The sequence below is a fragment of the Virgisporangium aurantiacum genome, assembly GCF_016863635.1.
In the GTDB taxonomy this organism is placed as follows: domain Bacteria; phylum Actinomycetota; class Actinomycetes; order Mycobacteriales; family Micromonosporaceae; genus Virgisporangium; species Virgisporangium aurantiacum.
In genome coordinates this window covers 112,678-128,310 of the sequence record NZ_BOPG01000058.1, presented here as the reverse complement: position 1 = coordinate 128,310, position 15,633 = coordinate 112,678, and the positions used below count along the sequence as shown (strand labels likewise).

Genomic DNA, 15,633 nt, shown 5'->3' with positions numbered 1-15,633 from the left:
GCCCCGCGCCGGGCCGCCCCGCGCCGGGCCGCCCCGCGCCGGGCCGCCCCGCGCCGGGCCGCCCCGCGCCGGGCCGCCGCCCGATGCGGTCGCGGCCTCGCCGGCCCGCGGCCCGCCGCTCGGTCCGGCCGCCATCAGCCGGGCAGGAGGTGGCGCGCCGCGTGCAGGGCCGGCCACTGCCCGGTCCGGCGGTGCTTCACCTGCTGGTCGAGGTAGCGGCGCAGCTTGGCGAGGTCGTCGGCGTTGTCCTTGGCGGCGGTGCCGGCGAGGCACGACACGAGGTCCTCGGCGGTGCCGGCCTCGCGGCGCAGGAACCAGCCGCGGATCCCCACCGCGTGTGCCACCGAGACCGCCTCGGCGGTGCTCATCACCGTGCTCATCCGCTCCATCGCGTCGCCCCGGGCGGTCTGGCCGGTGCGCAGTTCGCGGAACGTGGTGACGAGCACCTCCAGCACGTCGCGGCGCGGCGCGGCCGTCACCCCGGACCGGCGCAGCAGCGCGCCCGCCTCCGCCTCGACGAGCGCGAGTTCGGTGCCGAAGTCGGCGATCGGGAACACCGTCTCGAAGTTGAACCGCCGCTTCAGCGCGGCGCTCATCTCGTTGACGCCGCGGTCGCGGGTGTTGGCGGTGGCGATGATGTTGAACCCGTCGCGGGCGAACACCATCGATCCGGTGCCGTCCATCTCGGGGATCGCGAGCACCCGGTCGGAGAGCGGCGACAGGAGGCAGTCCTGCACCTCCAGCGGGCACCGGGTGATCTCCTCGAACCGCACGGTGCGGCCCTCAGCCATCCCACGCAGCAGCGGCGCCGGCACCAGCGACCGCTCGGTCGGCCCCTCCGCGACGAGCAGCGCGTAGTTCCACGAGTACCGGATCTGGTCCTCGGTGGTGGCCGCGCCGCCCTGGATCGTCAGCGTCGAGTCGCCGCTCACCGCCGCCGCCAGGATCTCGGACAGCAGCGACTTCGCCGTGCCCGGCTCGCCGACCAGCAGCAGCCCCCGGTTGGTCGCCAGGGTGACGAGCGCGCGGTCGATCAGCGACGGGTCGCCGACGAACTTGCGGCTGATACCAACACCCTCGTCGCCGACGACGAACCGCCGCGCGGCGGTGAGGCTCAGCGCCCAGCCGGGCGGGCGCTCGCCGTCGTCGGTCTCCCGCAGCCGGGCCAGTTCGTCGGCGTAGCGGACCTCGGCGGGCGGCCGCTGGATCCGCTCCGCGCTGTCGGCGGCGACCTCTGTCACTGCACTACCTCCTGCATGTCGCGGATCAGTTCGGACGCCGTGACGTCGTCGAGCGTGCCGATGCGCTGCGGGTACCGGGGCTGCCATTCGTAGTCGTCGGAGCGGACGATCACCACGGTCCCGACGCACTGCTCGGGAATGTCGGTGGGCGAACCGACCGGGATGCCCGGGTCTATCATGATCAACAGGCGGTCGCCGCCCGGAGCGTCGCGCTCGAACCAGGGCTGGTTGCCGGCGTCCTGCGGGTCGGCCCGCCGCCAGCCGCGCCGTTCCAGGCCGAGGAGCGTGCCGGTGGGCACGATGCGGCCGCTCCACCGTTCGAGCGACGTGGCGGCGCGCTCCGCGTCGGTGAGCGCGAACGTCTCCCGGCCGAGTTGCGGGAACGGCTGCAGGATCTCGTAGTCGGTGAACACCTCGGCCCACGCCTTCGTCGCCGGCCCGAGCCCGACCGGGTGCGCGACCGCGACGCTCGCGTCGGGCGGCAGCGCGTACGTGTCGTCGGACGCGTCGGCGTACGTGCCGTCCTCGGCGACCCGGAACGACCCGCCGGTGTCCGTCGTCCACACCAGCCGCCGCACGATGTGCCGCACGAGCGGGTGGCCGGCGAGGTAGGTGGCGAAGTCGCCGGCCGACCACCGCCGCCCGCTCACCATCGCCCGCTCCAGCCGCCGGAGCTGGTCGCCCGCCGCGGTGCGCACGTCCTTCCGCAGCGCCGCGAACCGCTTGGCGGCGGCCGGCGCCAGGCCCGGATCGTCGCCCGCGCCCGGCTTCGGCAGGTTGGCGCGGCGCTTCCCCGACCCGTCGACGACGTACGGCTTCAGCTGCTCGTCGAACCCGACCGTGAACCGCCGCGGCCCGAAGTCGAGCACCATGCCGCCGTCGCCGTCCAACCCGAAGTCGGGCACGAGCCGGTCGGCCAGTTCGGCCGCGCTGAGCCCGAGGTCGTCGGCGATCTCGGCGATCCGCTCCCGCGCCTTGTCGCGGAGGCCGGCGAACTTCACCGTCTCCGAGATGCCGTACAGGTGCATGAGCGCGACGTCGGTGCCGATCGCGCGGAGCGCGTCGAGCCCGACGACCGCGCGGGCATGGCCGCCCTCGCCCGGCCAGGCCCGGATGAGCGGAGCGAGGCGCCGGACCGTCTCGTCGTCGCCGATCAGCCCGAGCGCCGGCAGCACCCAGCCGTCGGCGCTCGGCGCGTCGGCCTCCAGCCACCGCTCGAACAGCGCCCAGCCGAGGTCGGCCAGCGCCGCCGGGTCGCACGTGTTAGTGACGACGTCGATGCCGGCGTACGGATCGTCGGGTCGCGACATCGCGAGCATCGTGACGATGTGCCCGACCGCGTCGGGCGGCAGCACGCCGTCTCCGCCGCGCAGCGGGACCGGTGGGAGCAGGCGGGCGTCGATCCATCCGGGCGGCGTCGGTACCCGGGCCGGAAGCACGTCGAGCGGGTCGGTGTCGAGGAGCGCGGCGATGCCGTCGGCCGCCGCCGGGCCATACGTGGCCGCGGCCTCCCGGACGGTGACGTCGTGAGCGCGCCCGGCCAGCATCCGCAACGCCCGTTCGGCCTCCCGCCGGGCCGGGCCGGCCTTGCCCAGCGCCGGCGGCACCAGCGTGCGGGCGGCGAGGGCCGCGTGCCGGTCGAGCCACTGCACCGCCGCCGCCCGTCCCGACCGCAGCCGGGTGTACCAGCCGGCCATCAGCACGGCCAGGTCTGCGGTGGCGTACGGCAGCAGGAACCGGCCCTCGCTCGCGGGGTACTTCTCGGCGCGCGCACGCACGTGCGGCAACGCGTCGAGTTCGAAGCGCGCGACGGCGATCGAGACCCACCGCTCCGGCTCCGCGACCCACCACCCGCGGGTCCGGCCCACCAACGGGCGCACCAGGTCCTCGGGTCCCCAGCCGACCAGGATCTCCTCGTGCCGCGCGTCCATTTGTCCCCCGAACCGCCGGACGACCCGCAGCCAGTCGACGCCGGGGTGCCGCGGAAGCTGATCGCGGTGCGCGAGCCACCGCTCGCGCTCGCCGTCGCGCCACGCCATCGCGGTGCCGGATCCGGCCGTCAGCCCGGCCACCACCACCGGCTTCGAGCGCTTCCGCCGGACCGTCCACGGTGGACGCACCAGCACCGGCGGCAGCGCCTCCGGCGCCGCCTCGACCACGGCCGTCGCCTCGTCGCGCACCCGCCGGATGCGGTCGGTCGCCGCCGGACCGTCCATTGCATCCTCTGCGTCCACTGTGTCCACTGTGGACAGAACCTCGTCGACGGCCGCCGGGTTCGTGAGCACGGTGTCGCGCAGGATCCGGTCGAGCACCCGGTCGGCCGGTGCGGCGGCGAGCAGGCGCAGCGCCCGGGCCGGGAACCGGCGGGTCGCGTCGAGCAGTGCCGCCCGGCCGAGCCGTTCGCCGGCCCGCGCCATCAGCGCCGTGTACGCCTCGTCTCCCGGGAGCCGCGCGATCACCGAGAGCAGCGCCCGGGCGTTGTCGGTGCCGACGTAGCTGCCGTCGACCCACCCGTCGAGGATCGGCGCCACCGCCGGCCCGACGCCGTCGACCAGCGTCGCGACGGCCGCCTCGTCGTGCACGACCTGCCACGGCGCCATCCCGTCGGCCAGCGCGGCGGCCTGCGCGGCCGTCCGCGCCGCGAACAGCAGGAGCCACGCCTCCTCGGTCGCCCCGCCGTTGGCGCTCCGCGTGCCGGCCACGGCCGCGATGTCGGCGTCGACCCACGCGTGCTGATCGGGGACGAGGAACGACACGGCCGCCCGCTGCGCCGGATCGCCGTCGCGGTAGGCGGCGAGCGCCCGCACGACGTCTGCGTGCACGTCGTCGGGCACCGTGCCGAGCAGCCGCCGCACGTCCGCGGCGAACCGGTACCAGGACGGCGGCGGCTCGGCCGGCGGCTCCGCACCGGTGCGGCGGACGATCGTGTGCGCGTTCCGGATCACCGGGCCGTCGACCCACAGCCCGCCGAGTTCGGCCACCGTGCGCGCGGCGAACACCGGACCGCGCAGCCCGAACACCAGGTCGGCCACGCCGTCGAGCTCGTCGCGGCCGGCCCACGGCACCGCCGCGAGGCCGGCGAGCAGCCCGACCGCAACGCCGAACGGCGTCGGCTCGGGCCCGGTGTCGGCGGCGAGCGTCCGCCGCGACAGCGTGAGCATCGGGACGGCCCGCAGCCCCTCCTCGACCACGTCGGGCTCGTGTCCGGGCCGGGCCAGTGCCGCCCGGATCCGGTCGCCGCGCCGGGCGAGCGTCGAGGCGGGTGTCGCCGCGGGCGGGTCCGGTCGCGGATCCGGCCGGACCGCCGGGGAGCCGCCGCGCCGGGGCAGGACGCGGCCACGCCACTTCGGCGGCCACTCGAAGCCGCTCATCCCAGTACCTGCGTGAGGTCGCGCAGCACCTCGGACCGGGTCACCGGGTCGAGCTCGTCGACGCCCACGGCGCTGGAATCCTGGCCGGGCAGGGCACCCGCGAGGCGGTAGACGCCGATGCTCTCCACGGTCTGCGTCTCCTTCGGGTCGAATCCGTCGAGGAAGTTCATCCCGGGAGTGAACACGACGTACGCCTGCAACCCGCCCGGCAGGAGGCGGTCGAGGCTGCGTCCGCCCCGGTGGTCGTCGTCGAGGTCCCAGCCCCGGTTGCGCAGCCCGAGCGCCCGCCCGCCGGTCGTGGTGCGCCCCCGGTACCGGTCGAGCGGCTCGGTCGAGTCGTACGTCTCCCGGCCGAGCTGCGCGAACGGTTGCAGGATCTCGTAGTCGGCGAACGTCTCCGCCCATGCCGGCAGGTCGGCGCCGAGGTGCAGCGGGTGCGCCACGCCGACCACCGCGTCGTCGGCCACCTCGTACGGGTCGTCGGCGACGTCGGCGTAGGTGCGGTCCTCGGCGATCCGGAACGCCCCGATCGTCTCGTCGCCCTCGTAGACGCCCCACACCAGCCGCCGGACCAGGTGCTGCAGCAGCGGGTGCACCGCGAACAGCGTCGCCAGTTCCGACGCCGGCCAGCGGCGCTGCCACACCATCGCGTGCTCGAACCGGCGCACCTGTTCCGCGGCGATCGTGCGCACCGTCCGCTTCAGCGCGGCGAACCGCTTGTACTCCGTCGCCGCCTTCTGCGGGTCGTCGCGGACGCCGGGCTTCGGCAGCGTCTTCAGCCGCTTGCCGGCCCCGTCGGCGGCGAACGGACGGAGCTGCTCGTCGAACCCGACCACGAACGTCCGCGGCCCGTAGTCGAGCGTCATGCGCCCGTCCGGGTCGAGGTCGAAGTCGGGCACCAGCCGGTCGGCGAGCTGTTCCGGGGTGAGTTCCCGGGCCGCCGCGATCGCGTCGATCCGCTCCCGGGCGCCGCCGGCCACCGTGTCCGTGTCGGCCTTGCGGGCCAACCGGTCCAGGTGCATGAGGGCCTTGTCGGTGCCGATCGCGCAGAGGACGTCGAGCCCCAGCGACGCGCGGGTCCGCGCGTTGCCGCTCGGCCAACCGACGATCAGCGGTACCAGGCGATCCGCGGTGTCGTCGCCACCGATCAGGCCGAGGGCGCCGAGGATCCAGCGTTCCCGGACCGGGAACCCGGCGTCGTCCCACCGGTCGTACAGGGCCCACCCGAACGCTTCGAGGGACGCCGGGTCGCAGGTGGCCCGCACGACGTCGACCCCGGGGTACGGTTCGTCCATTGTGGACATCGCCAGCACGGTGCACACGTGGCCGACGGCCTCCACCGGCAGCGCCCGCCCGTCGGGGACGCGCAGCGGCGGCAGCAGCCGCGGGTCGAGCCAGGTCGGCAGCGCCGGGATCCGTGCCGGCAGCACCCGCAGCGGGTCGGTGCGCAGCAGGGTGTCGATGCCGGCCCCGGCCTCCGGACCGTACCCCGCGGCGGCGGTACGGACCTCCGCCTCGAACCCGGCCGCGGCGAGCATCAGCAGCACCCGTTCGGCCTGCCGCCGGTCCCGGCCCGCCCGGCCCAGCGCCGGCGGGACGAGCGCCCGCGCGGCGACCTCGGGATGCCGCCCGAACCACGCCCTGGCCACGGCACGGACCGAGACCAGCCGGTCGTACCAGTCGGCCATGGCGACCGCGACCTCGGTGGCGGCGAACGGCATCAGCGGCTCGATGTTGAACTTCAGGCCCTTCCGCGCCGCGGCCAGCACCGAGGGCAGGGCGTCGGCACCGAACCGGGCGGCGACGATCCACTGCGCGTCGTTGTCCTGGAAGTCGTACTCGCGCGGCTCGATCGGCACCCGGTCGAGAACCGGCCGGAGCGTCTCCTCGGGCCAGGTGGCGAGCAGCCGTTCGGCGTCATAGCGATCGACCTGCCCGGCCAGCAGTTCCTCCACCTGCTCGGGCGCGGGTTCCGGGCCGACCGCCGGCAGGTTCGGCGCCCGTTCCTCCCGCTCCCCCGGCAACCAGGCCATCGCCGCCTCGGGCTTGGCCTCCAGCCCGGCGACCGTGACCCGCTTGACCCGCTTCTTCTCCGTCCACGGTGGACGGTGCAGCAACGGCGGCAGGTCCGCGGCGGGAACCCTTTGCTCGGCCGCGTCGGGGTCGAGGAGAGGGTCGAGGAGCGGATCGAGGTGGACCCGGATCCGCCGGGCCGCGTCGTCGTCGAGCTCGGGCAGCATCCGTACGGCCACCTCGGTACGGGTGAGCACGTGGTCGCGCAGGAGGTCGGACTCGTCGGACCGGGCGAGCACCCGCATCGCCCGCTCCGGGTCACGGTCCATCGCCCGCCGGACGTACGGCATCGCGTACCGCGAACCGCTCTTCCGGAACAGCGTCGCGAGCGCCTCGTCGGACGGCAGGGCGGCGAGCGCGGTCCAGATCGGCTGGAGCGTCTCGCGGGTGGACCGGCCGCCCGCCCACTTCTCGAGCACCGGCACGGCGTCGACGCCGAGCACGTCGAGCACCGTGGCCACGCCGCCGACGGTCTCCACTCCTGCTTGCGTCGAGTAATGCGCGCCGACCTGGCGGAACTGTTCGACGGTCGACGCCGCGCCGAACAGCAGTTGCGCGTCGACCGTCTGCCCGAGGGCCACCGCGTCGGCGCAGTCGGCGGCGACCCAGGGCGACTGGTCGGGGGCGAGGTACGAGGTCAGGCACCGCTGCGTGAACACGCCGGTGCGGTAGAACGCGATCGCGGCGACGACCCGGACGTACTTGGCGTCGGACACGTCGACGAGCCGGATACGCAACCTGCGGGCGAGGCTCGCCCACCGCGCCTGCGGCGTCCGGTACGTCCATCCGCGGAAGTAACCCAGCCGGCGTCCCTGGCCGGAGCTCCAGTCGAACTCCTGGCCCGCCATCTCCGCGAGCGTCGCCGCGGCGAACACCGCGCCGTGCTCGGCCAGCAGGTGGTCGACCACCGGCGCCCAGGTGTCGTCGTCGGTCACCCTCATGGTCAGCAACGCCGCGGTTCCCCACGGGGTCCGCTCGGCCGGCGGGCAGTCGAGGGACTTGAGCGCGGCGGCGTGCAGGCGGGGCTCGTGACCGTCGTGCTCGAGCCAGGACCGCGCGGACTTCAGCACCGAGGCGAAGACATCCCGGCTGACCGCGAGGTCGACCGGCGGCGGTTCCGGTGCGCCGCCCAGCTTTCCCCCGCCGCTACGCCGGGGCAGCACGGTGGACAGCCAGTCGCCGGGCCACTTCCACGTCGTCGTCACTGCACCACCTCGGTCAGGTCGCGCAGCAGTTCCGACGCGGTGACGCGGTCGAGGGATCCGAACGGCGCACCGCGGCCGGGCGACACCCACCACGAGTCGCCGGGCCGTTTCAGCCACACGTCGGCGATCCGCTGTTCGGCGAACATGGTCGGCTCGCCGACCACGATGCCGGGCTCGAGGTCGACGATGACCGTCAGCGCGTCGTCGACCTCCCGTTCGAACCAGCCCTGTACGCCGCCGTCCTGCGGAGCGCCGCGCCGCCAGCCGCGCCGCTCCAGCCCGAGCAGGCGACCGGTCGGCAGCGTCCGGTCGATCCAGCGCACCAGGTGGGCGGCGGCGGCCTCGTCGTCGGTGAGGGCGTACGTGCTGCGGCCCAGCTGCGGGAACGGTTGCAGGATCTCGTAGTCGGCGAGCACCTCCGCCCACGTCGCAGCCGCCGCATCGAGGTCGAGGGGGTGCGCGACCCCGACCCACGCGTCGTCGGGCAGGTCGTACGGTTCGTCGTCGGCGTCGGCGAACGTGCGGTCCTCGGCCACCCGCAGCGACCCGACGAGCCCGCCCTTCCCGTCGTAGACGCCCCACACCAGCCGCCGCACCAGGTGCACCACCAGCGGATGGGCCACGAACAGGTCGCGGAACTCCCGGGCGGTCCAGCCGCGCCGGGTCACCATCGCGTCCTCGAGCCGCCGGATCTGGTCGCCGGCCACGGTCCGCACGTCCTTCTTCAGGTCGGCGAACCGCTTGGCGGCGGCCGGTGCCAGGTCGGGGTCGTCCTTGACGCCCGGCTTCGGCAGCGCGGCCCGGCGCTGGCCCGATCCGTCGACCACGTACGGCTTCAGCTGCTCGTCGAATCCGACCGTGAACCGGCGCGGCCCGAAGTCGAGCAGCAGGCTGCCGTCGGCGTCGAGCCCGAAGTCGGGAACCAGCCGGTCGGCCAGCTGATCGGGGCTGAGGTCGAGCCCGCGGGCCACGTCGGCGATCCGCTCCTGCGCCCGCTCGCGCAGGCCCTTGAACTTCACCTTCTGCGCGATGCCATTGAGGTGCATCAGCGCGACGTCGGTGCCGATCGCGGCGAGCACGTCGAGCCCGGCGACGGCCCGGGTGTGCCCGCCGTCGCCCGGCCAGACCCGGATCAGCGGACCGAGCCGGCGCACCGTCTCGTCGTCACCGGTCGGGCCGAGCGCCTGCAGCACCCAGCCCTCCGACGGCGGCAAGCCCATCTGCTGCCACCGCTCGAAGGCCTCCCACCAGAACCCGGCGAGCGGACCGGGTTCGCACGCGTCGAGCACCTGGGCGACGCCGGCGTACGGTTCGGCGATCGTCGACAGCGCGAACACGGTGCACAGGTTGCGCACCGCGTCGGGCGGCAGCGCGCCGTCACCGCCCGTCAACGGGACCGGCGGCAGCAGCCCGGGGTCGAGCCAGCCGGGCACGACCGGCATCTTGGCCGGCAGCGCGTCGAGCGGGTCGGCGTCGATCAGCGCGCTGACCGCGTCCACCGTCTTCTGCCCGTGCGTGGCCGCGGCCGTCGCCACCGCGTCCCGATGGCCGGACGCCGCGATCAGCCGCAACGCCTGCTCGGCCCGGCGCCGCGCGGCACCGGCCTTGCCGACCGCGGCCGGCACCAGCGTGCGGGCCGCGACCGCCGGATGCCGCGTGAGCCAGGCCGCGGCGAGCGCCCGCACCGACTTCAGCCGCGAATACCAGTCGGCGACGATCAGCGCCACGTCGCCGGACGCGTACGGCATCAGCGTCGGCAGGATGTCCCAGGACCCCTCGCGGGCCAGGTGCAGCAGGGCCGGCAGCACGTCGAGTTCGTACCGGGCGGCGAGGGCGGGCGCCGCCGCCTCCAGTTGCCAGGTGGTGCGCGGGGTCCAGCCGGCGAGCCGGGGCCGGGTGACCTCGTCGGGCCCGTGCACCATGATGCCCAGCTCCCGCCAGCCGGACCCCGGTCCGTCGAACTCGGCGGCGGCCAGCCGGGCCCAGGTCTGCTTCCCGCCCGACGGGTCGGTGACCTCCACGCGGTGGGCCAGGAACGCGTCGCGCTCGCCGGGCCGCCACGCCATCGCCGCCTCCGGCCGGGCCACCGGACCGGTGACGACGACCGGTGGCACCGGGACCCGCGTCCGCGCCCATGGCGGATCCCGCAGCACCGGCGGCAGCGCCTCGGGCGGGGCCAGGACCACGGCCGCCGCCCCGTCGAGAATCGCCCGCACCCGGCCGGCCGCCACGGGGGGCAGGGTCGCGAGGGCCCGTTGCGCCATATCCGGGTTGCTCAACACGTGGACGCGCAGCAGCGCCGCCACCGCACGATCGGTGGACCCGGCGAGCAGCCGCAGCGCCCGTCGGGGGAACCGGGCCGCCGCCTCCATCAGCGCGGCGTGCGTGTACCTGCGGTCGACGTGCCGGAGCAGCAGCCCGAACGCCTCGTCGGTGGGGACGAGGGAGAGCGCGGCGAGCGTCCGCTTGATGGCCTCGGTGCCCTGGGCCGACCAGTTGAGCCAGTCGTTGAGCACCGGGGCGATCGCGGGCCCGACGCCGATCATCAGGGTGGCGAGCAGCGGCAGGGTCCGGTCGGCCTCGGCCAGCCGTCCGGCGTCCTCCACGGCCCGCACCTGGTCGACGGTGTGCGCCGCGCCACCGAGCAACCGGGCGACGAGGAAGTGCGTGCTGGTGCCGGCGCAGTCCGCCCGGACCCAGTCGAGCCGGTCGGGCAGCAGGAACGAGGTGACGGCCCGGTGCTCGGCCAGCCACCCCTCCCGGTAGTTCGCCAGTGCCGTCTCCGCGGCGTCGCGGTCTTTTGCGGTGGCGTCGGCTATCAACGTACGCAACCGTACGGCGATCACGAACCAGTGCGGCAGGTAGTACCCGTGGTGCCCGCCCGTGCCGATGCGCACCACACCGACTTCGTCCCGGCCGGCCCCCGACGTGCCCCCCAACGCCAGCCCGGCGAGCTCCGCCGTGGCGGCGGCGGCGAAGCCGTACCCGAGCCGCGCCACCCAGTCGTCGGCGACCGGTTCCAGCACCTCATGCTCGCGGTACGGTATCGACATGCCGAGCGCCGTGATGAGGGCGGCCGCGCCGAACGGATCGTCCTGCCCGTCGGTACCGGCCAGGCGGGCGCCGAGGTAGGCGAGGCCGGCCTCCCGGACGTCGGGCTCGGTGGTCTCGTTCCGCAGCCGCAGTTTGAGCTGCTCGGAACCGCGGCTGAGCAGTTCGAGCTCCCGCCCGAGCGGCAGCGGCGAGATGGGCGCCGGGCCCCGATCGCGCCGCGGCCAGGCCACCACCCGCCACGAATCGGGCAGGACGAGCACATCCTCGTCACGGACTTCCGCAGGTTCGGCCGGCGCCGCAGGTTGGGGCGCTGCCGTGGGTTGCGGCGGCGTGAGCGTCATCGACGCGATCGGGAGGTAGCCCTTCTTCGTCTTCTCGCCGACGAGCTTGGCCCGGTGCGCCTCGGCCGCGGCGTCACTGTCGAACGTCTTGACCTGTGCCTGCCCCGCCGCCCCGATCCGCCCGAACCGCACCGTGACGGTCACACCGTCGCGATCGATCTCCCAGAACTTCGCGGACGCCCCCGCGACCAGCTCGTAGCGTTGCACTCCGCCCCCTCGTCGCGTGTGCCATCACCGAACGCCGGTCACCTTAGCGACGCCCTGCGACAATCCACCGCCCGTGGTCGATGATCACGCTGCATCTCGCCGGATCTCGTCCGCATGTTTCCGGATCTTGGACTGCGTGAGGTGCCATAACCCCTCAAGGAGTCCAAGATCCGCGAACCCGGACCCACGCCGGCTGGGCAAAGAGCGCAAATCGCCCGACTGAAGTCCAAGATCGCGGAAAGGCAGCTCGGGACGACCGCGTCGACGTGGGTTGCCCCGCGTCGGTGGGAGGTCAGATACGTTATTCGACCCCGATGCGGTGCCTAGGCTCCCACTCGCTGACGAGTGTCGATGCTTTCTGGGGGCTCCGTGGCCGATGGCCCCGTCGGCGGCGCAACCGGCGGCGCGACCGGCGGCGCAACCGGCGGCGGCGCAACTGGCGGCGGCGCAACTGGCGGCGGGCGACGCACCGAGCCGCGTACCACCACCGCCAGCGCCGCGAGCGCAACCGGCCACCCGACCACCACCGCGAGCAGCAGCGCGCTCAGGTGGAACAGGTACACCGGCATGCCGAAGCGGTTGAGGCGGTCCAGGATCCGGCCGGCCGGGGCGGTGTTCAGCACCCGCGTGGAGACAGGGTGGCCGAGCCGGATCAGGCCGGCCTGCAGCGCGATCAGCGCCACGATCGCCACCGTCGGCGGGGACATGTTCGACCACTTCTCCGTCGACACCCCCACCAGCCAGCCCGGGTAGCCGAAGACGGTCACCAGCGTCGTCAGCCCCGCGATGCCACCGAGCGCCAGGCCGAACCCCACCGCCCGGCGGGCGGCGAGGAGCCGTTCGTGGTGGAAGCCGGCCTGGTGGGCCAGCATCCACACGACCACCAGGTTGGCCCAGCCGGCGCCGGGCACGTCGAACCCGAGTCGCAGCACGTCGACCACCACGGCGACGGCGACCAGCACCGACAGCGCCCCGAGCCCCAGCCGCCGGTGCAGCCACATCGCCACCGGCAGCAGGGCGACCAGCATCAGGTACACCGCGAGGAACCACAGTGGACTGAGCGCGAACTCGACCGTCTCCGCCGCCCAGGCCGTACCGCCCAGCACCGCCAGGACCGCACCGATCACGGCCCACCCGGCCAGCAGCGGCGCGACCAACCGCAGCAGGCCGAACAGGCGCCGGGAGACGTACCCCGGACGATACGACCGCCGGTGCAGGCAACCGCCGACGTAGAAGAACACGGGCATCACCTGCAGCACCCAACTGGCGAGCCAGAGGCCGGGCGCCGACACGACCGGTCGCGTCGAGAACGTCTCCGGGTTCAGGGAGACGCCGAACCAGTGCCAGGCGACGACGACCAGCAGGCTCCCGCCCCGCAACGCGTCCAGATAGCGGTCACGGGAGGTCACGCCGCCACCACCCCGGCGTCGGCCCCGACAAGAACCCCGGAGAGAACCCCGGAGAGAACCCCGGCGAGGCTTGCCAGCGACGCCGTCCCCGGCACGAAATACCCGTCGTGGCCGTCGGCGTCGTGCACGTCCAGTGGCAGCGCGCCGAACCCCGCGTCCGTGGGATGCCGCCCGTGTCCCGCGCCGAGCACCCGCAGCGGTGGGATCCGCCGGGTCCAGTCCGCCGGCGCGCTGCCCGCCCACACCCGGGCCGCCGTGCCGAGGTCGGCGACGGACGACGCGTCCATGCCCGGGCTGCCGATCGCCACCAGGTCGGTGGCCGCGGCCGGCAACCGGTGCGCGGCGTACCGGATCACCACGCTGCCGTAGCTGTGCCCGATCACGACGACCGTCGCATGTGGACGGTCGGAAACGAGCGAGCCGACGTACCGCACCAGCGCGTCCGCCGCCGACACGGCCCGCTCCGACCGGATAGCCGTGCGGCCGATGCCGTGCGGCGTCTCGTATCCGAGCCACGCCACCGCCGCGGTGTCCGGCCCGGCGGCCGCCGCCAGTTGCCGCGCCTGCCAGGCCGGCGACCGGCGCTCGACGCCACCGAGGCCACGCTGGAAGTTCGCGGGCGTCGTGTCGGAACCGGGAACGAGCACCGCGATCCGTACCGCGTGTGCGAGATCACCCACCACCGCGACGACGGGATCGGGAGCCGCCGCCCGCGGCTCGGGCAACCCGATCGCGAGCACCGTACCCACCAGCAGAGCGCGGAGAATCCACCAGACCATGCCGGTGAAGGTAGAAACAAAGCCGATGGAGAAGCGTCACCCCACGGAGCCCACCCGGGGTGGCTCCGGAGTATCACTGTCCGGGAACGACGAGCCCACTCTCGTAGGCGAACACCACCGCCTGCGCCCGGTCCCGCAGGTCGAGCTTTGTCAGCAGCCGGCTCACGTGTGTCTTCACGGTCTGCTCGGCCAGCACGAGATCCGCGGCGATCTCCTGGTTCGACCGGCCGTCGGCGATCAGCCGCAGCACGTCGGTCTCCCGTGGCGTCAGCGAACCCAGCGCGGCATGTCGCCGCCGGTCGGGCTGCCCGCGCGAGGCGTAGTCGGCGATCAGCCGCTTGGTGACCGACGGCGCCAGCAGCGCCTCGCCCGACGCGATGACCCGCACCGCGTGCACCAGTTCGGCCGACGGCGCGTCCTTGAGCACGAACCCGCTCGCGCCGGCCCGCAGCGCGCCGAAGACGTAGTCGTCGAGGTCGAACGTGGTCAGAATCAACACCTTCGGCGCGGTCGCGCCGGGTGGCACGTCGAGGATCCGGCCGGTCGCGGCGAGGCCGTCCATCACGGGCATGCGCACGTCCATCAGGATGACGTCGGGATCGAGCCGGCGGCTGGCGGTCACCGCGTCGGCGCCGTTCGCCGCGTCACCGACCACCGTGATGTCCGGCTGCGCCGACAGCAACGCCGCGAAGCCCTCGCGCACCATCGCCTGGTCGTCGACCACCATCACCCGGATCATCGATCCCCTTCCGAGACAGGCAACACGGCGTGCACCTCGAACCCACCGTCGGAATCCGGGCCCACGGTCAGCTCACCGTCGAGCATGGCGGCGCGCTCCCGCATCCCGCTCAAACCGTGGCCCGGCACGGCCTCCGTCGTGGGCCGGGCCGTCGGCCCGTTGCGCACCGACACGTCAAGTCCATTGTGGACGCGCGTGAGCACGACCGACACCGGCGCCCCCGGTGCGTGCCGGCCCGCGTTCGACAGCGCCTCCTGCACGATCCGGTACGCGGTCAGCTGCACCGCCGGCGGCACCCCGTCGGGGTCCCCGAGCGGCGACAGCGTGATCGTGGCACCGGCGGCGCGTGCCGTGTCCACCAGATCGGCGAGGTCGGCGAGGCCCGGTTGCGGTGCGGTGAGCGTCTCCTGGTTCTCCGACCGCAACACACCGAGGAGCCGCCGCATCTCGACCAGGCCCTCCCGCGCGGCGGCCGAGATCTGGCCGAACTCGTCGCGGACCGGCTCCGCCACGTCGCCGAGCCGGTACTGCGCGGTCTCGGCCCGCACGGCGATCATCGACATGTGGTGTGCCACCACGTCGTGGAGTTCCCGGGCGATCCGCGTGCGTTCGGCGAGCGCGGCGCCGCGCTCCTCGGCCGACCGGAGCTCGCGCTGGGCCCGGCGGCGACGCTGAACCTGGTCGCCGACCAGCGCCACCACCGTGAGGAAGATGATGATGCCGGGCTCGTTCTCGCCGTTCACCTGCCAGATCACGAGCCCGCACGAGACCGCCCATACGCCGATCGTCACGATCGCCCGCTGTGTCGCCGCGACCCCGAAGAACACCACCAGGTACACCGGGATCGACGCCGGCGGCCACGGCCAGATCGTCGAGCCCGGTGCGGCGGAGAGCTCGCACAGCGCGGCGACGACCACGGCGATCCGCCAGGCGACCAGCGGGCGGTACCAGAGCAGCGCCAGCGGCACCACGCCGGCGAACGCCAGCATCTGGACCGCCCAACCACCCTTCTGGACGCCCGACACCGCACCCATGCCCAGCGCCAGGGTGAACATCAGCAGCAGCGGCAGCCCGTACCGGCGCACGATCCACGGCCGGCGGGGCGGGGTTCCCGGCAGCCCCGCACCGGTCGCCACGACCCTCAGGTCGTCCCGGATCGTGCGTGAATCCACGTCGCTAGGCTACGGGGCGGGCCGGGTCCGGGTCGGCATACC

Annotated in this window: 8 protein-coding genes; all 8 read right to left on the bottom strand. The window is 74.3% G+C overall.

Features of this window, described 5'->3' with window-relative positions:
• Positions 1–134 precede the first annotated feature (134 nt).
• Positions 135–1,241 (bottom strand): ATP-binding protein, encoded by a 1,107-nt coding sequence (locus tag Vau01_RS41265; RefSeq protein WP_239152260.1) that lies wholly within the window; start codon positions 1,239–1,241, stop codon positions 135–137.
• Positions 1,238–4,612: a DUF4132 domain-containing protein gene (locus Vau01_RS41260; RefSeq protein WP_204005310.1), complete on the bottom strand. Its 3,375-nt coding sequence runs from the start codon at positions 4,610–4,612 to the stop codon at positions 1,238–1,240. Before Vau01_RS41260 ends, Vau01_RS41265 begins: the two co-directional genes overlap by 4 nt.
• Entirely contained in the window at positions 4,609–7,890 is a 3,282-nt protein-coding gene (locus tag Vau01_RS41255) for a DUF4132 domain-containing protein (protein ID WP_204005308.1), read from the bottom strand. Before Vau01_RS41255 ends, Vau01_RS41260 begins: the two co-directional genes overlap by 4 nt.
• Positions 7,887–11,492 (bottom strand): WGR and DUF4132 domain-containing protein, encoded by a 3,606-nt coding sequence (locus Vau01_RS41250; RefSeq protein ID WP_204005306.1) that lies wholly within the window; start codon positions 11,490–11,492, stop codon positions 7,887–7,889. Before Vau01_RS41250 ends, Vau01_RS41255 begins: the two co-directional genes overlap by 4 nt.
• A gap of 323 nt (positions 11,493–11,815) precedes the next feature.
• Positions 11,816–12,901, bottom strand: a complete 1,086-nt coding sequence (locus Vau01_RS41245) for an acyltransferase family protein (protein ID WP_204005304.1) — start codon at positions 12,899–12,901, stop codon at positions 11,816–11,818.
• Positions 12,898–13,680: an alpha/beta hydrolase gene (locus Vau01_RS41240; protein ID WP_204005302.1), complete on the bottom strand. Its 783-nt coding sequence runs from the start codon at positions 13,678–13,680 to the stop codon at positions 12,898–12,900. The genes Vau01_RS41245 and Vau01_RS41240 overlap by 4 nt, the downstream gene beginning before the upstream one ends.
• Before the next feature lie 73 nt (positions 13,681–13,753).
• Entirely contained in the window at positions 13,754–14,419 is a 666-nt protein-coding gene (locus tag Vau01_RS41235; protein WP_204005300.1) for a response regulator, read from the bottom strand.
• Positions 14,416–15,591, bottom strand: coding sequence for a sensor histidine kinase (locus Vau01_RS41230; RefSeq protein WP_204005298.1), 1,176 nt, complete (start codon positions 15,589–15,591; stop codon positions 14,416–14,418). Before Vau01_RS41230 ends, Vau01_RS41235 begins: the two co-directional genes overlap by 4 nt.
• Positions 15,592–15,633: the final 42 nt, after the last annotated feature.

Excerpts from the sequence above, each read along its gene's own strand:
- Vau01_RS41260 (WP_204005310.1), bottom strand. The coding sequence starts at position 4,612 with ATGAGCGGCTTCGAGTGGCCGCCGAAGTGGCGTGGCCGCGTCCTGCCC.
- Vau01_RS41240 (WP_204005302.1), bottom strand. The coding sequence starts at position 13,680 with ATGGTCTGGTGGATTCTCCGCGCTCTGCTGGTGGGTACGGTGCTCGCG.
- Vau01_RS41235 (WP_204005300.1), bottom strand. The coding sequence starts at position 14,419 with ATGATCCGGGTGATGGTGGTCGACGACCAGGCGATGGTGCGCGAGGGC.